Source organism: Mesorhizobium sp. BR1-1-4 (assembly GCF_020165375.1).
In the GTDB taxonomy this organism is placed as follows: domain Bacteria; phylum Pseudomonadota; class Alphaproteobacteria; order Rhizobiales; family Rhizobiaceae; genus Mesorhizobium; species Mesorhizobium australicum.
On the sequence record NZ_JAIUIB010000015.1, the window covers coordinates 69,786 to 94,628 of the forward strand.

The following is a 24,843-nucleotide window of genomic DNA, read 5'->3' on the forward strand; positions in this document are numbered from 1 at the left end:
ATAAGGCGAATGAAGACTGGTCGCGGCGAACACACCGCAAATGTCATCATATCACCGTATAAATAATCGGTTGCCAAGGACAGCGGTTCGTTTATTGCTTGATGGCGATGAAACGTTCCTTTGGCCTTCCCCCGCAGATCAGCCGCACAGCGCAGGTTGCCGACTGGTTTGCGCGCGAAATACGCGCCGGCCATATGACGAGCGGCGAGAAACTGCCGACCGAACAGGAACTGATCGCACAATTTGGTGTCAGCCGCACGGTGATCCGCGAAGCCATGGCCTCGCTGCGTTCGGAGGGCCTTGTCGTCAGCCGCCAGGGCTCGGGCGTGTTCGTCGCCGACCATGAGGCGAACACCACGTTTCGCATCGTCTCCGACGAGCTTCATTCGCTGACGGAAGTCCAGAATGTGCTGCAGCTTCGGCTGGCGGTGGAACAGGAAGCCGCCGGCATCGCCGCCGAGAAGCGCGGCGACGATGATCTTGCCCGCATGCGCGACTGCCTCGACGCCATCGACGCCTCGATCGCGGCGGGCGAGAGCGCCATCGAGCCCGATTTTGCCTTCCATCGGGCGATCGCCTCGGCCACCGGCAATCCCTATTTCGAACGCTTCATGCATTTTCTCGGACCCGTCGTCATTCCGCGCCAGTCGATCCGCCCGCGTGACGAAACGCCGGAGCAGCGGCGGCACTATCTGGAGCAGGTCCAAATGGAGCACCGCCGCATCTATCAGGCCATCGAGCGGCAGAATGTCGAAGCCGCCCGCTTCACCTTGCGCGAACATCTGGAGGCTGGCCGGGAGCGTTATCGCCGCATGGTCGATGGTCACGCCAGATCGTAGCAAGCCGTCAACTCCGGTCTTCGATCCGCTTCGCAAATCATCCCGTCCTACGCCAGCTCCGCGACCGGCATTTTGCAGGACTGCATGAGAGCCGCGAGCTGCCGCTCCTCGTCAGCCGTCAGGTCGAGAAGCGGCGATCTCACCGGGCCGCAATCTATTCCGGCAATGCGCGCGCCGGCCTTGACGATCGACACGGCATAGCCGGCGCGCCGGTTGCGGATGGCAAGGTAGGGCAGGAAAAACGAGCGGATGAGATCGCCGACTTCCGCCGTGCGGCCGGCACGCAGCGCATTGAAGAAACGCAGGGCGATCTCGGGCGCGAAATTGTAGATCGCCGAGGAGTAGGTCGTCATGCCGATTGCCGCCGCGGCACTGGCATGGACCTCGGCCGTCGGCATGCCGCCGATGAAGACCAGCCGGTCGCCCATGCGGTAGCGTGTTGCGGTGAGGAGTTCGATATCGCCGACGCCGTCCTTGAAGCCGATCAAATTAGGGCAATCCTGCGCCACACGCTCGAGCGTCTCGGGCGTCAAAATGGCATTGTCCCTGTTATAGGCGATCACGCCGATGCCGACCGAGCGGCAGATGGCCGTCAGGTGGCGGCGCAGGCCTTCCTGCTCCGACTTGACCAGATAGGGCGGCAGCACCAGCAAGCCGTCGGCGCCATTGGCCTCGGCCGCCTTGGCGAACTCCACCGCCATATGCGTGCCATAGCCGACGCCCGCCAGCAGCGGCATCGTGTCGGGCACCTCCTGCGAAGCCGCCCGCACGACGCGCTTGTATTCCTCGAGCGTCAGCGAAAAGAACTCGCCGGTACCGCCGGCGGCAAAAAGCCCGCTCGCCCCGGCTGTGCCTTGGGCCGCGACATGGGCGCGGTAGCCGTCCTCGTTGAAGGCACCGTCATCGTCGAAGAAGGTCAGCGGAAAGGACAGCAGCCCGCGGCCAAGGGATCTGGTCAGTTCGGTGGGTGAGAACGTCAAAACGAATACTCCGTGCGAGGGGCCGGCCGATGGGAGGTCGGGCCGGCAAGGATTGTTCTAGCCGTGACTTGCCGGCAGGTTCATACGAGGCCCGGCCGGACTTCGGCCGCGGCGGCATCGATCGCCCTGGTGCCCAGGCCCGACTTGACGATGCGGATCAGTTCTTCTTCGCTGGTATCAGCCGTGGAGGCGTCGAGCGCGACCTCGCCCGAATGCAGGAAGTTGATGCGGTCGCAGACTTCGAAAATCTGGTTGTAGTTGTGGACGATCAGGATCACCGACACCTGGCGCTGCTGGCGCAGATTCTGGATCAGGCCCAGCACATGCGCGCTCTCGCGCACGCCCAGTGCCGCCAGCGGTTCGTCGAGCACCAGGATCTTCGGCGATGAATAGATCGAGCGGGCCACCGCAATGCACTGGCGCTGCCCGCCCGACAGGAGATCGACCGTGCTGTTGACGCTGGGGATCGTGATGCCGAGCGTATCGAGATAGAGCTGCGCCTGTTCGCGCATCTTCCTGTTGTCGAGCAGGTTCAGGCCGAGGAAGCGCTTGTGGTATTCGCGGCCCAGAAACATGTTGTGGAACACGCTGAGGTCGCCGATCAGGGCAAGGTCCTGATAGACGGTCTCGATGCCCTGGGCGCGCGCATCGCGCGGCGAGGCGAAACGCACTTCCTTGCCTTGCGAGACGATCGTGCCGGTGTCGGGCTGGTGGAAGCCCGACAGGATCTTGATCAGCGTCGACTTGCCGGCGCCGTTGTCGCCAACCAGCGCCAGGACTTCGCCTTGGCGCAACTTGATCGAGACGTCGACGAGGGCTGTGACGGCGCCGAAACTCTTGGATATGTTGGACATCTCCAGCACGACGGGCGCGTCGGATGCGAGTGGCGGAATGGTTGGCGAATTCATACGCGCCTCCGTGTGCGCAGGCGGTCGACCTGGATTGAGAGGATCATCGCGGCGATGATGGCCGCGCCGAGATAGATGTCGGACACAGTGGCCTGGGCGCCGATCATCACCAGGCCGTTGTTCAGCGAAGCGACGACGAAGGCGCCGATCAGCGCGCCGATGACGGTGCCGGAGCCGCCCAGCAGGGAAGTGCCGCCGATGACCGCCGCCGCGATCGCCTGCAAGGTGAGGAACGGGCTGCCGGCCTGCGGGTCGGCCGAGGTGAACTGTGCGGTGTTGATGATGCCGGCAAAGGCAGCGAAGCCGCCGGCAATCATGAAATTGTAGATCTTCATGCGATCGGTGCGCACGCCGATTTCGCGGGCGCCGATGATGTTGGAGCCGGTGGCGATAGTGTGCAGCCCGAATGTCGTGCGGTTCAGGACCAGCGCCAGCACCAGCACCAGAACGACCGCCCACAGGAAGGGCGTGAAGGCCGTCACGCCGTGCAACGACAGGAGCCCGTCCGAAGGCTGGTAGAGGCTCTGACCGAAGATGGCATTGAAGGGCTGCTCGACCGGCGCCACGATCGGCTGGCTGTTGTAGATCGAGACGACGATGCCTTGCAGGAAGAACAACATGCCGACCGATGTGATCAGCGACGGCACCTTGAAACGCACGGTGATGATGCCGTTGATGGCGCCGACCAGTATGCCGATCAGCACGCCGATCAGCGCACCGACGGCCAGCGGCACGCCATAGGTCACCGACAGCAGCGCCATGACATAGGGCGCGATCGAGAAGATGGCGCTGAGCGACAGGTCGATCTCGCCGGTGATCATCAGCATGACTTCCGCCGCGGCGATCAGGCCGAGCCGACCGGTGTCGCGCAGCACGACGCTCATGAATTGCGGCGACAGGAAACCGCCATCGCTGCCGAACTGGAAATAGATCACGAGCACGATGGCGACGACGGCGATGCTGGCCTCGCGATAGCGGGACAAAAGGATCAGCAGCCTTTGGGTCATCGTGTGCGGGACCTTGACGCCGACGGCGCTCTTCTTCGCAAGTTTGGTTTCTGTGGGCGGCACTCTTGTCTTCCTGGTTGCGGACTGCTTCTTGATTTCGAACTCTGGGCGAAGAACCGGATCGGCGCCGGCGAAGGCAGCCAGACGGGCAGCCGTCGCTGCCCCCGCCACATCAAGTTAAATGACGCGGCGAGGGCAGGCGTTTCACGGGGTTGACCGTGTCAGGTCGGCTCGACGTCGCTGCGACCCTCAAAGCGCGACTTGCCGACATAGGCGTCGACATTGTCCTTGGTCACATAGGCCTGGCTGGTGTCGCTGTTGGCCGGGCCGACGAGGCCGCCCGACAGCTTGTAGAGATACATCTGCTGCACCGGCAGGAAGCCCTGCAGATAGGCCTGCTGGTCGGTGGTGAAGTTGACGTCGCCGGCCTTGATGAAGTCCAGCGTCTGCGGGAATAGGTCGAAGCCGGCCACCGCGCCGCCGGCTTTCACCAGCCCGTATTTGTTGGACACGAAACCGCAGGCATAGGTGTCGGAGCCGCCGGTGCCGAACAAGCCGTTGACGGTCTTGTGGCTGAGATAATAGCTCTCGACGCGCGAGATTTCCGTTGCCGGATCCGGGCCGGTGTTGACGACATCGTAGGTGACGCCGCTGCCACTGTCCTTGATCGCCTGGATGTAGCCGTCGAGGCGCGGCTGCGTGTTGAGCGAGCCCGGCACGCCGATCGACAGCATGACGTGGCCACCCGTGGGGATCAGCTTCAGCCACTTCAGCGCCGAGTTGTAGCCCGACTGATAGAGCGGCTGGCCGACATAGGAGAGCCGCTTGTTGGGGCTGCCGACCGGCACGTCGGCGTTGAAGGCGACGACCGGAATGCCGGCCTGCGCAGCCATGTCGGTGGCGGCGTCGAAGGCCGTCGGATCGACGAGGCAGACGGCGATGCCGTCCGACTTCTGCGCAATCGCCGTCTGCATGGCGCTGACCATTTCGGAGACGACGTTCTTCTGCGAACCCGTCCACTGATAGCTGCAGCCGAAGGCGGCGCAGGCATCCTGGATGCCATACACCGTAGGCGTGAAGAACTGGTCCAGCGTCACATGGCAGACGAAGTGGAACTTGTATGGCTTCTTCGGCAGACCGGGCGATGAATCGGCTGCTCTGGCCGCACTCATGCCGCCGGCCAGACCGCCGCCTGCCAGTCCGCTGGCGAGGCCTGCTGCACCAAGGCCAAGTTTTCCGGCCAGTGCGAAAGCACTGCGCCTGGAGATGGCGGCATTCACCATCTCCATCTGATTTTTGGTTTCGTCGTCCTTCTTTGTTTTGTCGTCCATTGCGTTCCTCCCTTTTCGTTTTGCAAGCTGGCCCGTAGTCATATTGTTACATTGTTATATGACAACTTTTGTGTCAATGCTTTTTCGCGCCGGTTCCAAGACGGGCCTTTTGCGCTGGCAGCGATAAGAAGGCCGCCGCTTGAGCCGGCAGGATGGAAGGCAGGAATCACAGGAAGAGAAAATGGCTGAAATCGAATTCAGGGCTGTTAGCAAAGGCGGCCTGAAGGTGACGACGATCGGGCTCGGCGGCACCGGACTGGGCAACATGTACCGCGCCGTCGATACCGATGCGGCGGTGAAGACCGTGCAGGCGGCCTATGACAACGGCATCCGTTATTTCGACACCGCACCAGTCTATGGCTTCGGCGTCAGCGAGACGCGGCTTGGGCTGGCGATCAAATCCTTACCCCGCGCGGACATCGTCATCTCGTCGAAGATCGGCTACGACCTCGTGCCGATCCCGCCGGAAGAGCTGAAACCGGCATTGTGGGACCAGCCCGGTTCGTTCCGCGCCGAGTTCGACTATTCACGCGATGCGGTGATGCGTTCGCTCGAAGGCACGCTGAAGCGCCTCGACACCGACTATGTCGACATGGTCTCGATCCACGATCCCGACGAAGCCATCCATTTCGGCCCCGGCGAGGACCCGTATGCTCGTAGCCGCTTCCGGGAAGCCATGGCCGGCGCTTATCCGGCGCTCGACGAATTGCGCTCGCAAGGCGTCATCAAGGCGATTGGCGTTGGCATCAACCAATGGCAGATGCTGTCGGACTTCGTCGTCGCGGGCGCGTTCGACTATTTCCTGCTTGCCGGCCGCTACACGCTGCTCGAACAGGAGCCGCTGGCGACCTTGCTGCCGCTCTGCGAGCAGCGCGGCACCAGGATCATCATCGGCGGACCCTACAATTCCGGCATCCTGGCAACGGGCGCCGTCAACGGCGCGACCTTCAACACCAGGCCGGCGCCCGAGCCGGTGCTCGAACGCGTCCGCCGCATCGAGGCCGTCTGTATCAGCCACAAGGTGTCGCTGCCGGCGGCCGCCCTCCAGTTCCCGCTCGGCCACCACTTCGTGTCGAGTGTCATCCCGGGTGCAAGGTCTGCCGATGAGTTGAAGGAGAATATCGGCTATCTGCGAGAGAATATCCCCCCGGCCTTATGGGCGGATCTTAAGCGCGAGCGTCTTATCGAAGCTGGTGCACCGGTTCCTTGATGCGACGAGCGACTGGAATGGCGTCGTCCGACGCACAGTAGCGAGGAAACGTAACATGGAATGCTAACCAATCTGGTTCGTGGGCGCGTAAAAGCGGGTCTGCCTTGCGACCGCATCTCCGGGAGTTGAGGGTCTTATGGGATTACAAGCCCGGCGTCCTCGCTGGCCGACCAGAGGGCCTGCAGCTCCTCAGCGGCGACGAAAAGATGATCGAGTCACGCCCGCGCCGGCCGGCGAGAGGATCCGCAATGCAAAGGTATCATGAGTTTTCCAGTTGCAACGTGTGGGCAGGGAGCTGTACAGGCGCGTAGAACAGGATGGCCCGACGAGTACAGAGAAAAGGGGTCTCGCGAAAGACAACCCCATGGTGGGGTCGAGCTACGGGGCCCAGCGGTCAGCCCTCGCGAAATCCAGCGGACTCGGCTGCAAGGCGAGTGCGAAAACGCCGCTGCGAAAAAACACCAGCGGATCGGAAAGGGACCTAGCGATAGTTTCTTTCCAAGACGGGGGCCAGCGTAGTCATTCCATGCACGGCACGTCGCCGCCGACAAAGAGGTCGCCAGCTCCCATAACCGATCGAGAGATTGAAGGATTCCCGAGTTGCGCGGAGCTATCCTGAAGCAGAAGCGCTCCTAGGTGGTCGGAACTCACGCTCGCTTTTGTCGTCTGGCATGGTTGTTCCTCGGGCCCGGCGATCTCACCAGCCTTTTGGAAAACGGCTTCTCATCCCCCCGTCGGCCCTTCATCTCATTAGTGGGTCGGTGCCAGCTACACCGACCCATGCCGTTTCCGCTCCAGGTTGAAGCGAAACCGCTTAACTGATAGCCTCGAACATTGGAGAGGCCTCATAGCGAAAACCCAAGCCGGAAGTAATCGCAGGATCGTTCTCCTGGAACGCTGTCAACTCATCGACACCCTTAACCCTGACGACACCCAAGCCGAAAGCGCCGTCCGGATGATTGACGGGGCCAAAGACAACGACGCTTCCGGCCGCCAGCCCCTGGTACCAGTACTGGCCGTGTTCCTTCATTACCCGCTTTTCGGCATCGGTCAGATCAAGGGCGAAAGTGGGACGTGGTGGGTAAAGTTTCAGAAAATATGCAGTCCGCGCACTTGTTTCTGCCGTTGCAAATCCATTCAGCCAGCCAAAGACCATCTCCCAGCCGGCAGCGTGCGACTCGCATGAGGTGAGGTTGTCGCCAAAACCGCTATGTCGCAGGGTAACGCGCGTTGTGCCGTCCTTTTCCTTGAGGTTGAAGCTCACCAAGGTCTCTGCTTCGTCCCAGTCCGGCTTCCAGGTAAACTCGACCCGGTGCGGTGGTTCGACAATCGTGTAGGCGCCCGCGACACTAAAAGGAACGCCATCGGCGCCGACCCCTTCAGATCGCCATGTTCCACCCTCGCGAAGATCCGCCGTCATGGACGTAGTTTGATATATGCCGGCTTGCCCCCACCACTTCGGCAAGTCGGCAGGGTTTGTGAGTGCCGAAAAGACCTTAGCGACTGGGGCCTCAATATCGACTGTCGCCAGTATGAGGCCGCGGTCAAGGTCGGCGATTGCGCGAGCGTTATTCATCGTCATTTGGAGTCTCCAGGTAGTGTTTAAGGGCGCCCAGTTGTGTCTGCCAAAAGCCGCGGTAGGTCAGAATCCATTCATCGACGGGCTTCAGCCGCGACGGCGTCAATTGGTAGCGTCGCTCGCGGCCGTGCTTCGTTTCCGTTACGACGCCGGCCTCACGCAACACGCGCAGGTGTTTCGAAATCCCAGGGCGGGTCTGATCGAAGCCGTTTGCAAGCGTATTCACCGCCAGGGGGCCGTTGCGCAAAGCGTCCAAAATGGCGCGGCGCGTCGGGTCGGAAATAACCCTGAAGATGTCATGGTCGCTATGTTGGGCCAGGACGGCTTTTCGTTCGACGCTGTCCATGAGGGATCTAATAGGTGACTGACTGGTTACCTATTAGGTCAATATTTTCTGATTTCGTCAAGCAGCATTGAGAGACTTCACCACCACAATTCCTTTGACGAGTGGCGATAGGAGCGGTGCGAGCTCGCTGCCATCTCTATTCAGGCGTCTCTTTCATATTTGGTGAGATTCTCATCGATTCCGACGAACCGGAACACTTGCCCTCCGGGCCTGAAAGTAGAGGTGGGCGGCGCGAAGGTTAACCCCGGCGCAATTGACGAGCGCTGCAACGGATCTAAACTGGCTGCGTGTCATCGACCGCTGTCGTGTCCCGTACGTCGCCCTTTACCGCTATATCGGCTGGTGCTGTTTGTGTGAAACGAAGGCCATCAGTCGCCGGTCTCGCCACGCTGATCGAGCCCTTAGATCTTGTTTTGGCAACTCGGCCCGGCGCTCTGCTGTGACGCGCTCTATCATTTCGGGCGACCAGGGCTTCGGATCCCGGCGAGCCTCGGCGATCGTGTGGTACAATGGTCCCAGCCGCTGCGCATAGTCTTCGACACCTCCGGGAGCATTCAAATCAATCGTCTCAAATGGTCCCATGAACGACCAGCGCAGGCCAAGCCCATGAGCGATGGTTCGGTCGATATCAGCCACACTCGCTAACCCAGCATCGAACAGCGCCCATGCCTCGTTCAGCAATGCACCTTGGAGGCGGTTAAGAATAAAACCCTCGATCTCACGGTTGACGACGATCGGCACCTGTCCGAGTTGCTCCATGGCCGCGCGCAGCCATGGAACAATTTCGGGATCTGTCCAAGGCGCCGGCACCAGTTCGACCAACGGTACCAGATGCGGTGGATTGACCGGATGGGCTATCAGAAAGCGTGATCGCCTTGGGGCATGTTCGGTAAAAATGGAGGCGGGGATGCCTGAACTCGAACTGCCAACCACCGCATCGTCGCGGATGGCCGCACCAATTTCTGCGCACACCGCCTTTTTTACGTCCAAGCGTTCGAAGACGGATTCCTGCACGTAATCGGCCGCCGCCACTGCATCGACGAGGCTATCCACCACGTCGATGCGTTGCGCGACGATGTCGACATCGTCGATCAGGCCGAATTCTCGCATGTCCGAAAGACTGGCGCGGATACATGAGGGTGCGGTTTGTCGAATGTCCTCGTTTGCATCGAAGAATCGCACCGGGATGCCGGCGCGGGCAAAGACGATCGCCCAGCCGCTTCCGACGAGGCCGCCGCCAACAACGGCGACTTGCTTCAAATTTGTTGCCATCATCGTACCTTGGACGTCTCACCGTCAGCCAAGCATATCTCCGAAATGCGCAGTCCATCCTTGGTGATCCGCGATGGAAAGCGGTCCTTGAGCCTTTCCTCGTGCACTGGAATGACCCGTTGCGCTTCATAGCCGACCTGTTTCATCATCGCTTCGGTGGCCAGCAGCAAATTCTGCTGGCTACCAAGAGCAAGACCGACCGGCACATACATCGGCGTATCGACATCGACGACGCCCCCTGGGCCTTCGACATTCTCGAAGACATAGACCAGGTCGCCGGCGAGCACCCAGGCGTCGAAAGACAGCGCGTTGCCGTCGTTGCGGACATTGACCCACATGGAAGCAAAGGTGTGGCTGTCGTAGGCGACATGAAGGTCGATCCCCGGAAGGGCGTTCTCTACGGTGCCATCGACGCAAATGAGCCGTTTCTGGCGCGCAAGATCGACGCCACGGATGATGTCACCGGGATCGACCGCCACCATCATCCAGCGGAGCCTGTCAGGCAGCGACATCGCCCAGGTCCACTTCGCGATCTCCCGTTCCTGAATGTAGAATTTCGCCTTCGGAAAATCCTCGACATTGCCGAAATGGTCGAAATGGGCGTGGGTAATAAAGACCGTATCAACCTCCTCGGGTGTCAGCCCGACCCCGGCGAGAACGTCCTTTGGGGAGCGCCAGTTCTCGACACCGAACTTGTCGCCAAGGTGCTTTCCATAGTCTTTGTCGTTGTAACCGACATCCACCATGGCAACGTGTCCGTTGCCTTTGATCAAAGCGTAGCAGTACGGGAGTTTGACGTAGCCTTGGTTGTGCGCACCATACAGAACGCCACTTTTGTGGTATTTGGTGACGTAGGAATATTCGAGAACCCAGATCGAATACTGCGACATTATTTCCTCCCTAGACTGATTGTAAGCGGCTTTCGGTCCCGCAGTTGCAACAGGAATGCCTGAAGTCGACCATAGTCATGCCGAAGCGATCCTCGGATGCCGATTGCAGATGCCGGTAAGCTGCCGACAGATTGCCGAGCGGCTCTGCGAGGTCTGGGGTATTCTTGGCAGCTTGCTGCTCGCGCAAGACAGAGAGGCAGGTGCCCACGAGCCTGTGTGCGCTGATCAACTGCTGCAGATGCCCCTCGAGGCGAGACGTTGTCCGCAGCTTTGAAAGGCGTTCGCGGAGTTCGTCGAACAATTCCGCGGCACTGGTGATCGACGGAAGGTCGAGCACTTCGCGGCGGCTGCTTGCCTGCAGCAGGATCATCAGGCCAGCGACCTGGCCGATTAAACGCTTAAGACCGTTGTAGACCTGCCGGGCCTCGAGGCCATAGGCGACCACCTCATCCGCCACACCTTCAGGCAGCGATAAGGCCGCGACTTCGCGAGCGGGACCAAAGCCAGCACAGTCCGGGCCATGGATTTGCGCCGCCCAGTCCAGCATCGACAGAGAAGACTTATTGCCTGTCATCGATGGCCCTCGTGGTGCTGCGTTCGACGAGTTTTCCCGGAATGCGCTGCAGGGCGGGCTGACTGGCATCGTTGCGCGATAGAGACAGCGTCAGATCCACGGTCCGTTCGACCATCAATTCCATTGGCTGACCAACAGTTGTGAGATCGTGCGACGGCCAGGAGGCCATCGCGATGTCATCGAAACCGACTACCGACAGACGGTCCGGTATCGAAAGGCCGAAATCGCGCCGTGCCGCGTCCATGGCGCCGATCGCCAGGATATCGTTTGCACAGAAAAGAGCTGTCGGCGGTTCGTCGGACGAGAGGAAGTGGTGCGCGGCGGCATAGCCGGCCGCGTAGCTGAATTCCTGCCCTACGCTGCTGAGAGGAGCCTGCACGCCTCTTTCCAGGCAGCGGGCATGAAAACCCTTCCAGCGATCAACGTTGGTCGAGGCATTCGGCAAGCCGGCGACAAAGGCCAGGCGTCTGTGTCCGAGATCGATCAGGTGGTCGGCGACCGTCCTGCCGCCGAGTTCATTGTCGCAAGTCACCGCATATGAGCGCTGGCTTGCGTCGTAGCGGTTGAAGAACACGACGGGCGTACCAACCTTGCGGCAGGCATCGGACGATGCCGAAGAAAGCGTCGTGGCCAGGATGATCACCACGTCGGGGTGATAGGAGAGCAGGACGCGAAGCGTCTCATCCTCGCTGCGCTTTGGGTCGGTCACCACCAGCATCACATTCAGGTCCAGGGCTTGCAGCTTTCCTGTCAGCCGCGTCAGCACTTCCGGATAGAATGGATTGGTGATGTCGGACACGACGATGCCGACGATGCGGCTGCTCTTGGTGATGAGGCCGCGTGCGAGCGGATTGGGCTGGTAGCCGAGTTCCGCCGCGCGCGCGAGGATTCTCGCGCGCGTCTTTGGCGCGATCACGGCGTCCTCGTAAAACGCTCGTGAAACCGTGGATACCGACATTCCCAATTGTCTTGCTAAATCTTTCACCGTTATGCGGGGCGTGTGAGGCTCCTCCAGGGCGACTTCGGTCATGGCTGCTAGGCTCCAGTTTTAGCGGCGAACCATGTTTCGACGTGCTTTGTTCAAGGTCGTCAAGCGGCGTTTCGGCCGCCGTAGCGCCGCACGCGGATATTGGCCTGCTCCGCGTGTCCGGCAAAACCTTCCAGCATGCACAACCTCGAGCAATATTCGCCGACCAGTCCACTGGCCTCGTCGGTGAGGACCCGCTGGTATGTGCAGGTCTTGAGAAATTTGCCGACCCACAGTCCGCCGGTGTAGCGGGCTGCCTTCTTGGTCGGCAGCGTGTGGTTCGTGCCGATGACCTTGTCGCCAAATGCCACATTCGTGCGAGGCCCAAGGAACATGGCGCCGTAGTTGGTCATGTTGTTCAAGAAGTAATCGGGGTCGCGCGTCATGACCTGGACATGCTCGGAAGCGATCCGATCCGCCTCGCGCACCATCTCCTCATCGGACTCACACACGATCACTTCGCCGTAGTCTGCCCAGGCCTTGCCGGCGAGTTCCGCTGTCGGCAAGCGCAGAAGCTGCCGTTCGACTTCGGCCATCGTTGCCCGGGCGAGCTTCTCGGAGGTGGTAAGCAAGACGGCGGGCGAGGTGGGCCCATGTTCGGCCTGGCCGAGGAGATCGGTTGCGCAGATCTCGCCGTCGACGCTTTCGTCGGCGATGATCAGTGTTTCGGTCGGGCCGGCGAAGAGGTCGATACCGACGCGGCCGAAGAGCTGGCGCTTGGCCTCGGCGACAAAGGCATTGCCGGGACCGACCAGCATGTCGACCGGGGCAATAGTACCGGTGCCGAGCGCCATGGCCGCTACTGCCTGCACACCGCCAAGCACGTAGATTTCGTCGGCACCGCCCAGATGCATGGCGGCGACGATCGCCGGATGCGGACCGCCTTGGAAAGGCGGTGCGCAGGCAATCACGCGCTTCACGCCGGCTACACGCGCCGTGACCACGCTCATATGTGCCGAAGCAACCATCGGATATTTGCCGCCGGGCACATAACAGCCAACGGCATTGACCGGAATGTTGCGGTGGCCGAGCACAACGCCAGGCAGGGTCTCGACTTCGATATCCCTGATGGAATCGCGCTGATGCTGGGCAAAATTGCGCACTTGCGCCTGGGCGAAGCGGATGTCTTCGAGATCGCGTGGAGCAACCGTGGACAGGGCTTTTTCAATGTCCTGCTCGGAGAGGCGAAAGCTTTCGGGCGACCAGTTGTCGAATTTTTCAGAGAGCTCGCGCACGGCCGCGTCACCTCTCGCCTCGACGTCGGCGAGAATATTCTCAACGGTCAATCGCGTCCTGGCGTCGACCGCCGCCGCTGTGCTCGTGTCCTGGCCACGCTTGAGATAACTGGGCATTTTCGTCCTCGTTCTTGAAGAAGGTGGAGCGGGCGGCGTGACGCCGCCCGCCTTGGCCATTACGGATTGACGGTTGGCTGAACCTTGGTGAGCTTGTACTGGTCTGCTGGCGGCTCGCATTTCTGGCAGTTGATGCCGGGCTCGTCGGCGGCCTTCGGGACATCGGCCGGCAGAGGCTGGATGGTGGCGCCTGGGGTTGGCTTGCCTTCGAGCGCCGACTGGATGGAAAGTTCCGGTAGCAGCGTCGGGCTGAACACCTCCGTCACGAAGGAACTGGGCACAACGCCTTCCGGGAAGGCGTTGCAACCGTCTTCGAACGTCTGGCCTTTGCACAGCTTGACCTGGTCGGCGGGGACCCACGGCAGAGGATATTCGATGTTGCCGGGCTTGAGATCGCGCTTTCCAGTCAGGGCTTCCATCATCAGCTTGAAAGCATAGCCAGCACTGGCCGGCGGCGAGCCGGCGGAAACGCCTTTCAGGCCACGCTTCTGGAAATCTGGATTGGCCAGCGCAAGGCGGAAGCCATTCGAGTTTTCGCCCGTCATCGGCACCAGTTTGCTTCCCTTGTCCATGAGGGCCTGGATCGCACCGTATTCACCGGCCTGAGCCCAGATACCGTCGACGTCGGGATGGGCAGCGAGCGCTTTGGCTGTTTCCTGCTGGGTCGTACGGTCATCCCAGAAGGAATAATATTCGTCCACGACCTGTATGCCGGGGTACTTCTTGAAGATCGACATGGCTCCATCGGTGTGGCGCTTGTCGACCGAGTTGCCGGGAACGCCGCGGCTGAGGAAGATCTTGCCTTTGCCGCCGAGCGCATTGACCAGGGCCTGAGCGCTGTTCTCGCCAAAGCCAGCGGTAATGTAACTGACGTTGTAGGCGCAGGGCTCGGTGACCGTCGCGTCGTACATGAAGAACTTCACGCCTTTCTCGCAGCCTTTGTGGATGACGCGATTGAGGGCAGTGGAAGAAATCGGAAAGCTGATAATGCCGTCGGCTTTGGCGGAAATCATGCTCTCATACGCGGCGATCTGCGCCTGGGGATCCGTGCCCGAGATCACCTGGGTCAGTTCCACGGTCTTGTCGTAGGGTGGGGTGGCGGCAAGCGCCTTGACGATGTTGGCTGCCTCCGACTGCCAAGAGTTGCCGCTGTAGCTCATGCTCAGGTAGATTTTGAACTTCTTGTCCTGCGCTGACGCCGACGGGGCGGTGAGCGAAAGGCTGACCGCAGCAGTACAAAGAGCGGCTGCGCATAGACTTAGTTTTCTCTTCCAGTTTGGCATCGAAGGTCTCCCAGATCGTTGACCGCTTGTTGATGGGAACGTTCTCACTGAACGTCCCGGATTGCCGGGCGCGGGCGGTCTTTTACCGCGCCAGTCGACGCCTTAGAAACGCGAAGGTGTTTTCCCTCAGCAAGAGCAGGGCTATGAGGATGATCGAACCCTCGATAACTGTGCGCCAGCCCTGTGGAATGCCAAGGGCCGAGATCACCGTGCTCAACGCCGTGAGCAGGATCGCGCCGCCTATCGTGGCGACGAAAGAGCCACTGCCACCAAGAATGGACGATCCGCCGATGACGACAGCTGCAATCGAGGGCAGCAGATAGTCGTCGCCCATGCGCAGCGTTGCGCCGTTTGCGTAGCCCGCCAGCATCATGCCGGCAAACCCGGATGCGGCTGCGCTCAGCATATAGGCGATCAGAACCGAACTGCGCACTGCAATGCCTGCGACATGAGCCGCGACCGGATTCGCGCCGATGGCTGTCAGGCGGCGACCGTAAGATGTTCGGCCCTGCAGCACTGAGCCGAGGATGGCGAAAGCCAGGATGAACAGGAGGATGACCGGGATGCCGATCCAACTCGCTTTCATCAGAGCGGTCAGGATTGGGGGAGCCGCGCCGCGCGGTGTGCCGCTCGTCAGCCCAAGTGCTGCGGAAGCGGTGATGATCCCCGTCGCCATGGTCATGATGAAGGGGGGGATACGCAGCAAGGTCACCCCAAGGCCGCTGATCCCGCCAATGCAGGCGCAGATCAGCAAGATCGCCGGTATCAGCGGCAAGCTCATGCCGCTGGAGGCATCGATCCAGCTGGTCGTCAGCACGCCGCCAAGCGTTATGAGCGCCGGGACTGAAAGGTCGAGACCTCCGATCATGATGACGATCCCCTGGCCGAAGGCCACGACGATCAGGAACGACGCCAGAAGGATTATGGTGTTGACGTGATCCCATGAACCGAGTGCCGGGCTGACGAAGCGTGAACCCAGCACCAGCAGGATACTGATACCGAACACGCAGACCGCCGTGATTGTCTCTGGCCGCAAGCGTGCAGTACGCCGATTGTCGGCGACACGTTCCGTCTGCCGTTGGGCCCGCGGGGCAGGGGCTACCGTCGCCCCGGGAGGGTGCGCTTCGGTCACGTTGCACCTCTTCGTTCAACAAAATGCGTCACGACATTTCCAAACACCACCGCCAGAACGAGCACCACGCCCTGGAAAATGCCGGTGTAGAAGGACGACACGCCCCCAGCGAACAGCACCTTCTGCAGCAACATGAGCGTGGCGGCGCCGATGATGCTGGCGATGACACTGCCGCGCCCACCGCTCAGCGACGTGCCGCCGAGCGCCACGGCAGCGAAGGTCAGCATCAGGAAAGAGGCGCCTGCGTTGGGATTTCCTGTCGCTGTTTGAGCGCTGAGCATGAAACCCGCGAGGCCGTAGAGCATGCCACCGATAACAAAGCTTAGAATTCGGACGCGTTTGACATTGATGCCTGACAGATGCGCAGCTGTCTCATCAGCCCCCACGACATAAAGGCCTGTGCCGAACGCCGTGCGTCGGCAAATCATCCAGAGGACGACAACGGCCGCGACGAAGAGCCCCGAGATCGGGATCACCCCGAAAAGCACGTCGGTGAGATCATAGGAGATGAAATCCGCGACCGTACCTCCCGGCGCGTCGAGGATCACCAATGAAAGGCCCTGGCAGATGATCATCGTCGCCAGCGTGGCGGCGATCGACTGGACACGCAGTACAGCGACCAGGAAACCGTTTATCAGGCCGACGAGGCCCCCGATCGCCAGGCAGATGGCAAGGCTCTCGACCGCCCCCATCGGGCCGTCCAGCGGATAAGCCGCCATGATGACATTGGTCAGCGAAATGACGCCGGCGACGGAAAGATCGAAGCCTCTGGACAGCACGATCAACGTCTGACCCGCCGCCGCGATCGCAAGGGGAACGGCATTATTGGTCAGGTTGAGCACTGTGTCGGCGGTCAGCGCGGTAGGATCCCATACGGAATACAGGCCATACAGGATGATGTAGAGAACGATGATGATGCCGGTGCCGCTGGCCAGTAAGGCTTTTGCCCTTGCCGATATTGACGGAGCGAGACGGTGAGGGGTGGCTGCTGCCTTGGTTGCAAGAATGCTCATGCCGCGGCCTCACGCTTCGATTTTGCGGGGTCTCGGGAATGACCGGTAAGGGCCGCGACCAGCGCACGCTCTTCGATGGCTTCGCCCGTGAACTGCTCGAAAATTCGTGCGCCGTAGAGCACCAGACAGCGGTCGGCCAGACGCGTCAGTTCCGTAAGTTCCGATGAATAGAGAAGCACCGATCCACCCCTGTCGGCGAAGGCCTGAATGGCCGCGTAAATAGCCTGCTTGGTGCCGACATCGACACCTCGGGTCGGATCGTAGAGAAGCAACGTACGCGCGCCCGTAAACATCGCACGCGCTAGCAATGCCTTCTGCTGATTGCCTCCCGACAACTCGGCGATACGAAAATCGAGGTATCGCGGATTGAGTTCGACCGCTTCGGATGCCCGTGCGGCACCGTCCCGTTCCAGCGCGGGCCAGACAAAGCCGGTCCGGCTGATGTTCTGGATAACGGGCAGCACGATGTTTGCTGCCGTCGACAGCGTCGAGAATATCCCTTCCACCTTGCGTTCTTCAGGAAGGAAGCTCAGTCCGGCCGCGATGGCATGGCGCGGGCTCTTTGGTTGTACGGGTTTTCCCTCGACCAGGATTTGTCCCGACGTCGCTTTATCCAGGCCGACAAGGGTGCGGAAAAGTTCGCGCTGACCCTGGCCTTCCAAGGCGGCGATGCCGACGATCTCGCCCTCTTTCACGTCAAGTGTGACGCCCTTAAGCTTTGCGCCGGTGACATTCTTCAGTTCGAGCACGGAACGCGTCTCGCGACCGAGCGAGTGGCTGCGGCGCCCGTGCGCCATCTCCGTGCGGCCGACCATCAGCTCGAAGATATCGGCATCGCTGGCATCCGATAGTCCGACGCTTGCCACGGAACGGCCGTTTCGCAGCACCGTTGCCTGCTTGCACAAGGTGCGCACCTCGGCCAGGCGGTGTGAAATATAGAGCACGGCGGTCCCGGCCGCAGTCGTGCTGCGAACCAGATCGAACAGCCATTCGACATCGGTCAATGCTGCCGTAGGCTCGTCAAGGATAAGAACCTTTTCGGCATAGTGCATGGCGCGGGCGATCTCGAGCCGCTGCCTGTGGGCGAGCGACAGGCTGGCGATGCCGGCGATCGGCGAGACGTCATCCAAACGATAGCGATGCAGGATTTCAGCCGCGGCTCGCGCTGTCTGGTAGGGAGAGATCAGGCCGAACGCCCCGCGCTTCATGGTGGGCAGCAGCAGCGCTTCGGCAACGGTCAAGTTGGGCGCAAGGCTCAATTCCTGGAAAGCCGTGGCCACGCCTGCTTGTCGTGCACGGAGGATCGAATGCGGCGCATAGACCGCACCGTCGAGACGCATCTGACCGCTGTTTGGCGCAAGCACACCGCTGAGGATCTTGACCAGCGTGGATTTGCCGGCGCCGTTTTCGCCGAGCACCGCATGGACTTCGCCCGCCGCCAGATCCAGCGACACATTTTCCAATGCTGTGGTCGCACCGTAGGATTTGGTAACGGCAACGGCCTGCAATCGTGGCGGCGACACACTCAACAGATTTCCTCCTAAACGCTCTCTTCCATCCCAAAACACACAGTGAGAACGTTCTCTTTTTACTATTTCATCGAAATGCGCTGCGATCAACCGATCATCGCAGCCTAAATAGCGGAGGCACATATCCTCGGATTTTCATGTCGTGCCGCTGCTTTCATCGGCGGTTCAACGAGACGGCAATGATGATGATGGCTCCCTTGATGACCTCTTGGATGCTGGTCGAAAGACCGAGAACGAGAAGGCCAAACCCAAGAATGCCTATGAAGATCGCACCGACGACGGACCCGACGATTGATCCATAACCGCCAAAGAGACTTGTCCCACCTATGATCACAGCCGCAATCACGTCCAGTTCAAGACCCGCCCCCAGGCTGGGATTGCCAGCCGTGGAACGGGCCGCGAGCATCAGCCCCGCAAGGGATGCGGTCATGCCGCACAACACAAAGGCGAAGATCTTGACGCCGTCCGTGCGCACGCCGGAAAAGCGCGCGGCAACGGCATTTCCACCGGTCGCATAGACACGCCGGCCGTAGGGCATCTGATGCAGCAGGTAGTAGCCGGCGGCCGTAAGGACGATCGTCCACCAGATCGGTGCCTGAACGCCCAGGAAACTGCCGTTCCAGAACAGATTCGAAAAATCATCATCGACGATCGACACTGGCCGGGTGCCGGTGATGGTCAGCGCCAGCCCGGAAAAGATGGACAACATGCCAAGGGTCACAAGAAACGATGGGATGCGCAGTTTTGTAACCAGCAAGCCCGACACCGCGCCGATCGCGGCCCCGGCGCCCAACACCAGAAGCGCGGCGACATAGGTCGGGACATTTTGATCGAGCAGCAAGGCTCCGATCATGCCTGAGAAGCTGGCAACCGACCCAACCGACAGGTCGATTTCACCGCAGATGATGACGAACGTCATGCCGATCGCCATCACGGAGACGATGGCCGTGATGCGCAGAACCGCGCTTGCGGTTGAGACCGACGCGAAGTGGGGAGCGAACAAGACGAAATAGAGGGTGATCGCCAGAAAGATCACATAGGTGATGTGATCGCGGAAGAAATCCATCGCAGCTAAGCGCATCGGCATCGAGGACGGTTTCATGCTGCAACTCCCTGGGTGCGTACGCTGGTTTGTTTGGCGGCCTCGGCCTGCAGCAACGCGCGCAGCCCGGCCTCGTCGTGCGCGCTGCCGATGCTGCGGGTTATCCGCCCCTGCGCCATCACCAGAATGCGATCGGACAGATCCAGGAGTTCCTCGAGTTCCGAGGAAATGAGCAGCACGGCGACGCCTTCGCCGGCCGTGCGACGCACAAGCTCGCGCATATCGCGCTTGGCATTGACGTCGACGCCGGAGGTTGGCTCATCGAGGATCAACAGCTTCGGCTTCATTGCCAGCCATTTTGCGAAGACAATCTTCTGCTGATTGCCGCCCGAAAGCTCCTGGGCTTTCTGTAAGGGGCCGCGGCACAGGATGTTGAGGTCGTCACGGTATTGTCTGAACAAAGCCGTTATCCGGGCCTTTGCCATCGGCCCAAAAGGACCCGCCAGCGAGAAATCGGAAAGGCGGGGAAGCGCGAGGTTCTCCTCGATTGAGCGCCCGCCAACAAGCCCTTCGAGCCGACGGTCTTCGGGAACAAGCGCGATAGCAGCAGTGATCGCTCTGCTTACGCTGCCCGGCCGAACGGGTTCGCCTGCGACAGTGATGTGGCCGGATACGTCTGGAAGGATGCCGAACAAAGCCTTGCCCAAGGTCGAGCGGCCGCTGCCGACAAGCCCGGCAAGGCCGACGATCTCGCCTGGTTCGATCGAGAACGATACGCCGGACAACTTGCGCGACGTGGCTAGATCGCGAACCTCGAGAGCCGCCGTCCGGTCGGGCGTTGCCGGGCGGCGTTTCGCGGGCGTTGCTGCGGTAGGCAATGGCGCGTCGCCCTTCGGTCGCGACATCATCGCAGCGATATCCTCGATGGATGTCTTGCTCGGATCAAGTGGGCCAACCAGTCGCCCATCCTTGATGATCGAGATGCGATCCGAAAGCCGCAGCACATCGGCCATGCGGTGGCTGATGTAAACGATACCGATTCCGGCCTGCTTGAGCTGACCGATGGTCCGAAAAAGCGTTTCTTCCTCGTGGATGGTCAGTGATGAAGTCGGTTCGTCCATTACGAGCAGCTTGGCGCCCCGCGAGATCGCCTTGAGGATCTCGACCATCTGCCGTTGGGCGAAGGCCAGATCGCCCACACGCGCGGAAGCATCAAGCGAGAAGGCATACCGCTCGATCAGAGCCTGGGCATCGCGAACCATTTTTCTGGCGTCGACTCGCAGGCCGTAGGCGAGCGGCTCGCGAAGGATGAACAGGTTTTCGGCAACCGAGCGGTTCGGCAAGACGCTCAGTTCCTGGAAGATCATTGCGATACCGCGGTCGATCCTCTCGCGAAGCGACAAGACCGTGACGTCCTCTCCGGCGAACAGAATGCGGCCTTCATCCGTTCGATAGGCTCCCATGAGAATCTTCATGAGTGTCGATTTGCCCGCACCGTTCTCGCCGAGCAGCGCGTGCGTTTCACCGGCCATGACATCGAACGAAATATCAGACAGCACGCGGTTCGCGCCAAACGACTTGCTGATGCGTTGCATCGCTACGATCGCGTTCTGGGACGGTGACGTTTTCGCTTCGGCCATGACGATTTTCTCGATCGCTCGGGAGCGTCGGCGGACTGTTGCGGCCCGCCGACGAAAAAGTGGGCTAGAAGCACTTGCCGTTGCAGATTTTTACCACCGAGGCTGGAGCATCTTCCTTGGTGACCTGCTTGAGGGCACTGAGAAGGTCGAGCTTCTTGACACGCAACGTCGGCACCGAAATGTATGGCGGGACGTCATGTCCAAGCAACGCAAGCGCGGCCGCCTTGGCCTCGGCGACGCCCTGGTCGTAGGGACGCTGCGCGCCTACGGCCAGAAACTCACCACGTGCAACGTTCAGCGCGCTGTCAGCGGCAATGTCATTCGTGGTGACGACGATATCGCGGCCGAGTGTCTTTGCCGCGGCCACGACTTGCTGGGCGGGCGTGTCCCAGGCAACGAAGATGCCCTTCATGTCGGGATGCGCCGTCAACATTGCGGTGGCAACCTCGTAAGCCTTCTCGGGCGCAGTGAAGGTGCCGACGTCCGCGACCTTGATGTCGGGATGTTCGCCGAACGCCTTCAAGGCGCCGACCTTGCGGGCTGCGACGGAGTAGTAATAGTCATAAACAAGCGTGATGATGCCGACCTCGCCCTTGCCGCCAATCGCCCCGACAAGTTCCTGCGCGGCGAAGTAGGCGTTCTTCTCATTGTCGGAGGCGACAACGGTCACATAGTCCTTGCCCGGCGCCATATCGACCGGGACGTTGTCCATGAAAACCAGTTTGATGCCGGCGGCCGCCGCCTTCTTGTAGGCTTCGGACTCAGACTTCGGATCGATCGGGATCGAGAAGATCACGTCCGGCTTGCGGGCGGTCATCTGCTCCAGATCGCTGATCTGCTGCCCGGGCTGGAACTTGGCGTCGGTGGTTCCGACAACTTCGATGCCCAGGTCCTTGAGCGTGTTGCTGATTCCGGCGACTTGCAACTGAGGCCAGCCGGCATCCATGGTGTGCATCACCAGGCCAGCGGTGAACTTTCCCGCCTTGAGCTTGGCAAGGTCTTCATCGGAGAATTTCAGCACATCGGGTGATACCGCCGGCGGACCGTCCGGGAAGCCTGGGACGGGTTGGCCCCGCGGCGACAGGGGCAGCGGCTCGAGCAGAGCTTTTGCTTCCGGAGGGATGGTGTCATCGGCGAACGTCGACGATGCAGACAGTCCCGATAGTGCCAAGGCCAAAGCGGCCGCCATAAATCCACGATAGTGCATTTCATTCCTCCCGATCATATGAAACGGCCGTATCGGCCGGGTGGCGACCTGGCTGGTCGTACTGGTTGGGCGCTGCTTAGCGCCCGTAAGGCATCAATGCTGCCGTGGCGGCACCCGAATAGTTCACGTAGACAGTCTTTTTGCGCATGTAGCTCTCGAGCCCATGCACGCCGTCGTCACCGCCCAGTCCGCTTTCACGGAAGCCGACATGGAAACCCTGCAGCATTTCCGGGCCAATCCGGTTCACGTAGATCTCGCCGAACGAAACCTCGTTGACGGCGTTCATGACGCGGCCCAGATCATTGGTGAAAAGATAAGCCGACAGACCATAGTTGCTGGCATTCGTGATGCTGACAGCCTCCTCGAAAGTGTCGAAGGGCATGATCGGCACGACCGGGCCGAAGATTTCGCGCGTCATGATCGGCATGTCGGGCGTGACGTCGGTCAATACGGTCGGGTTGAGCCAGTAGCCGCCATCGATAGGCGCCTTGGTCGGGCGCCCGCCTGCGAGAGCAAGCCTCGCGCCGCCCGCGACGGCTTCCGCAAGGACCGCCTCGACCTTTTCCAGCTCGTCACGGCTGACTTTCGGGCCGATATCCGTATTTGCCTGCATCGGATCGCCGACGACGAGCGACTTGGAGAATTCCACGAAGCGTGTGACGAACTGATCGTAAATCGAACGGTGAACGAGCGTGCGTTCGTTGCATATGCAGACCTGTCCGCAATTCATGTAGCGCGACGTGGCCGCGGAACGAACCGCCAGTTCGAGATCGGCATCAGCCAGGACGATGAATGGGGCCTTGCCGCCTAGCTCCAGCGAAACAGGCGTCAGATTGCGCGACGCATTCGCCATGATGCGCTTGCCGGTCGGTACGCTTCCGGTCATGGTGATGAGGTCGATGCCGGGTTGCGTGCAGAGCACTTCGCCTATTGTTTCACCTCGTCCCGTTATGACGTTCACCACGCCGGCCGGCACGCCCGCTTCGACAAAGATGCGGGCCATTTCGAGCGCCGAAAGGGGCGTGTCTTCATGCGGCTTAATGACGATGGTGTCGCCGGCGATCATGGCTGGTGCCACCTTGCGGCTGACCAGGGCGCTCGGGTAATTCCATGGAATTATGGCGGCGACGACGCCTACCGGCACACGCTGTATCCAGACCTGCTCTCCCGCGTAGTCGGATGGCAGGATCTCACCTTGAATGCGACGGGCAAACTCAGCGTAGTAGTCGAAGAACTCGGCCGCGCCGCCGACTTCACCTATTGCTTCATTGATCGGTTTGCCTTGTTCCCTGACCACCACTTCGGCCAGATGTTGGGCATTCTGCCGGATCAGGTCCGCGATCCGCTTCATGATCACCGCGCGGGCGAGAGGCGATTTGAGCCCCCAAGCCTTCTGCGCCTTGCGGGCGGCTTCTATCGCCTGGCGAGCCTGGTCCGGGCTTGCCTCCGGCACGTCGACAAAGGCCTTGCCATTGGCCGGATTGATCACGGATCGCGTGCCGGCTTCGCCGGTGACAAACTTCCCGTCGATCAACATGAGATAGGATGTCTTGTCTTCTGCTGCCATGGTTCAAATCTGCTTCTGCGTGCGTTGGAGGCGTGCCGACGCCTATGGGTTGGATTTCGCGGCAGCCATCTGGACCGCGAACTCGATCGCTTCGACCAAACTGTCCTCATTGGCGATGCCCTTGCCGGCGATGTCGAAGGCCGTGCCGTGGTCGACGGAGGTGCGGATGATCGGAAGGCCGAGCGTGACATTGACACCGGAGAGCGCTTTCCACTCACCGGTCACGGGATCGACGTTGAAGCCGAGCAATTTCACGGGGACATGGCCCTGATCGTGATACATCGCGACCACGGCGTCATACTGGCGGGCACGCAGCTTGACGAAAACCGTATCGCCCGGAACAGGCCCGAATACCGTAAAATCGGCGGATTTGTAGGAGGCGACGACAGGGGTCGTGATGTCGATATCCTCACGACCGAAAATGCCGCCCTCACCGGCGTGCGGGTTGAGCGCGGCAATCGCAATACGGGGATGGGCAATGCCGAGGCCATGCAACGCCTCGACCGTCAACTGGATGACCCGCCGCAGCCGAGGCTCGGTCAGTTTCGAGGGAACCTGGGCCAGCGCCACATGGGTCGAGACATGGCTGACGCGAAAATCGCCATGGGCAAGCATCATCACGGAATCGCGTGCGCCTGTCAGTTCTGCCAGCATGTCGGTGTGGCCGGCATAATGATAGCCGGCCAGATTGAGTGCTTCCTTGTTGAGGGGAGCCGTAACGATGCCTGCAATTGAACCGGCCTGCGCCAGGCGAACGGCCTTTTCGATCGCCAGATAGGCGAGGCGCCCGCCTTCAGCCGACAGGACGCCTGTCTCAATAGGTGTCCGTTCGGGGCCGGCTTCGAGAATGGCTACCGGCTGAAAAACCCCAGTGGCCGAAGCCGACGGCCGTTCCTCCTCGATGCGCCCGGAAATCGACTCCATCGCACGCATCGCGGTGACGCTGCCGATAATGAGAAGGGACAACGATCCGTCGGCAAGGCGCGGTTTCAGCCGTGCACATGCCTTTGCAATGATCTCGGGGCCGATGCCCGCAGGATCACCCATTGTGATGCCGAGTCTTGGACCAGACATAAACGCCTCTAATCGGTCAATTGTGATCATCTTCTAATCCT

The 24,843-nt window shown here is 60.9% G+C and carries 22 protein-coding genes; 2 read left to right on the forward strand and 20 right to left on the reverse strand.

Annotated features, from left to right (window positions below):
- Positions 1-107 precede the first annotated feature (107 nt).
- A complete protein-coding gene (locus LB571_RS26880; RefSeq protein ID WP_224599355.1) occupies positions 108-839 on the forward strand; it encodes a FadR/GntR family transcriptional regulator in 732 nt (243 codons plus the stop codon).
- Between the two features lie 47 nt (positions 840-886).
- Here LB571_RS26880 and kdgD read toward each other — a convergent pair whose 3' ends face one another.
- The 4 genes from kdgD to LB571_RS26900 all read right to left on the reverse strand — a co-directional run bounded on the left by kdgD (position 887) and on the right by LB571_RS26900 (position 5,065).
- Entirely contained in the window at positions 887-1,819 is a 933-nt protein-coding gene (gene kdgD, locus LB571_RS26885; protein WP_224599356.1) for a 5-dehydro-4-deoxyglucarate dehydratase, read from the reverse strand.
- Positions 1,820-1,899: 80 nt separating this feature from the next.
- Positions 1,900-2,727 (reverse strand): ATP-binding cassette domain-containing protein, encoded by an 828-nt coding sequence (locus LB571_RS26890; RefSeq protein WP_224599357.1) that lies wholly within the window; start codon positions 2,725-2,727, stop codon positions 1,900-1,902.
- Positions 2,724-3,797: an ABC transporter permease gene (locus tag LB571_RS26895; RefSeq protein WP_224599358.1), complete on the reverse strand. Its 1,074-nt coding sequence runs from the start codon at positions 3,795-3,797 to the stop codon at positions 2,724-2,726. The genes LB571_RS26890 and LB571_RS26895 overlap by 4 nt, the downstream gene beginning before the upstream one ends.
- Before the next feature lie 158 nt (positions 3,798-3,955).
- Positions 3,956-5,065, reverse strand: coding sequence for a sugar ABC transporter substrate-binding protein (locus LB571_RS26900; RefSeq protein ID WP_224599359.1), 1,110 nt, complete (start codon positions 5,063-5,065; stop codon positions 3,956-3,958).
- Between the two features lie 181 nt (positions 5,066-5,246).
- Here LB571_RS26900 and LB571_RS26905 point away from each other — a divergent pair, with 181 nt between their 5' ends.
- Positions 5,247-6,275 (forward strand): aldo/keto reductase, encoded by a 1,029-nt coding sequence (locus tag LB571_RS26905; RefSeq protein WP_224599361.1) that lies wholly within the window; start codon positions 5,247-5,249, stop codon positions 6,273-6,275.
- A gap of 814 nt (positions 6,276-7,089) precedes the next feature.
- Here LB571_RS26905 and LB571_RS26915 read toward each other — a convergent pair.
- The 16 genes from LB571_RS26915 to pdxA all read right to left on the reverse strand — a co-directional run bounded on the left by LB571_RS26915 (position 7,090) and on the right by pdxA (position 24,802).
- Positions 7,090-7,857, reverse strand: a complete 768-nt coding sequence (locus LB571_RS26915) for an SRPBCC domain-containing protein (protein ID WP_224599362.1) — start codon at positions 7,855-7,857, stop codon at positions 7,090-7,092.
- On the reverse strand, positions 7,844-8,200 hold the full coding sequence (locus tag LB571_RS26920) for an ArsR/SmtB family transcription factor (RefSeq protein WP_224599363.1): 357 nt from the start codon (positions 8,198-8,200) through the stop codon (positions 7,844-7,846). Before LB571_RS26920 ends, LB571_RS26915 begins: the two co-directional genes overlap by 14 nt.
- Before the next feature lie 330 nt (positions 8,201-8,530).
- Positions 8,531-9,472, reverse strand: a complete 942-nt coding sequence (locus tag LB571_RS26925; protein WP_224599364.1) for a 3-hydroxyacyl-CoA dehydrogenase — start codon at positions 9,470-9,472, stop codon at positions 8,531-8,533.
- Positions 9,472-10,362, reverse strand: a complete 891-nt coding sequence (locus LB571_RS26930) for an N-acyl homoserine lactonase family protein (RefSeq protein WP_224599365.1) — start codon at positions 10,360-10,362, stop codon at positions 9,472-9,474. The genes LB571_RS26925 and LB571_RS26930 overlap by 1 nt, the downstream gene beginning before the upstream one ends.
- 10 nt (positions 10,363-10,372) lie before the next feature.
- A complete protein-coding gene (locus LB571_RS26935; RefSeq protein WP_224599366.1) occupies positions 10,373-10,936 on the reverse strand; it encodes a hypothetical protein in 564 nt (187 codons plus the stop codon).
- Positions 10,923-11,966 carry a LacI family DNA-binding transcriptional regulator gene (locus LB571_RS26940; protein WP_224599367.1) on the reverse strand — a complete coding sequence of 348 codons (1,044 nt, stop codon included), beginning with the start codon at positions 11,964-11,966 and terminating at the stop codon, positions 10,923-10,925. Before LB571_RS26940 ends, LB571_RS26935 begins: the two co-directional genes overlap by 14 nt.
- 59 nt (positions 11,967-12,025) lie before the next feature.
- Positions 12,026-13,315 carry a histidinol dehydrogenase gene (gene hisD, locus LB571_RS26945; RefSeq protein ID WP_224599368.1) on the reverse strand — a complete coding sequence of 430 codons (1,290 nt, stop codon included), beginning with the start codon at positions 13,313-13,315 and terminating at the stop codon, positions 12,026-12,028.
- A 59-nt stretch (positions 13,316-13,374) separates the two neighbouring features.
- Positions 13,375-14,598, reverse strand: a complete 1,224-nt coding sequence (locus LB571_RS26950) for a sugar ABC transporter substrate-binding protein (protein ID WP_224599369.1) — start codon at positions 14,596-14,598, stop codon at positions 13,375-13,377.
- Positions 14,599-14,680: 82 nt separating this feature from the next.
- Positions 14,681-15,604, reverse strand: a complete 924-nt coding sequence (locus LB571_RS26955; RefSeq protein ID WP_050596470.1) for an ABC transporter permease — start codon at positions 15,602-15,604, stop codon at positions 14,681-14,683.
- Between the two features lie 122 nt (positions 15,605-15,726).
- Positions 15,727-16,743, reverse strand: coding sequence for an ABC transporter permease (locus LB571_RS26960; protein WP_224599371.1), 1,017 nt, complete (start codon positions 16,741-16,743; stop codon positions 15,727-15,729).
- Positions 16,740-18,362, reverse strand: coding sequence for a sugar ABC transporter ATP-binding protein (locus tag LB571_RS26965; protein ID WP_224599372.1), 1,623 nt, complete (start codon positions 18,360-18,362; stop codon positions 16,740-16,742). The genes LB571_RS26960 and LB571_RS26965 overlap by 4 nt, the downstream gene beginning before the upstream one ends.
- Before the next feature lie 64 nt (positions 18,363-18,426).
- Entirely contained in the window at positions 18,427-19,338 is a 912-nt protein-coding gene (locus tag LB571_RS26970; protein ID WP_224599373.1) for an ABC transporter permease, read from the reverse strand.
- A gap of 32 nt (positions 19,339-19,370) precedes the next feature.
- Positions 19,371-20,954, reverse strand: a complete 1,584-nt coding sequence (locus LB571_RS26975) for a sugar ABC transporter ATP-binding protein (protein ID WP_224599374.1) — start codon at positions 20,952-20,954, stop codon at positions 19,371-19,373.
- Between the two features lie 64 nt (positions 20,955-21,018).
- The gene (locus tag LB571_RS26980; RefSeq protein ID WP_224599375.1) at positions 21,019-22,161 is read right to left on the reverse strand and encodes a substrate-binding domain-containing protein; all 1,143 of its coding nucleotides are present in this window, start codon (positions 22,159-22,161) and stop codon (positions 21,019-21,021) included.
- A gap of 76 nt (positions 22,162-22,237) precedes the next feature.
- Positions 22,238-23,728 (reverse strand): aldehyde dehydrogenase, encoded by a 1,491-nt coding sequence (gene aldA, locus LB571_RS26985; RefSeq protein WP_224599376.1) that lies wholly within the window; start codon positions 23,726-23,728, stop codon positions 22,238-22,240.
- Between the two features lie 42 nt (positions 23,729-23,770).
- The gene (gene pdxA, locus LB571_RS26990; protein ID WP_224599377.1) at positions 23,771-24,802 is read right to left on the reverse strand and encodes a 4-hydroxythreonine-4-phosphate dehydrogenase PdxA; all 1,032 of its coding nucleotides are present in this window, start codon (positions 24,800-24,802) and stop codon (positions 23,771-23,773) included.
- Positions 24,803-24,843 lie beyond the last annotated feature (41 nt).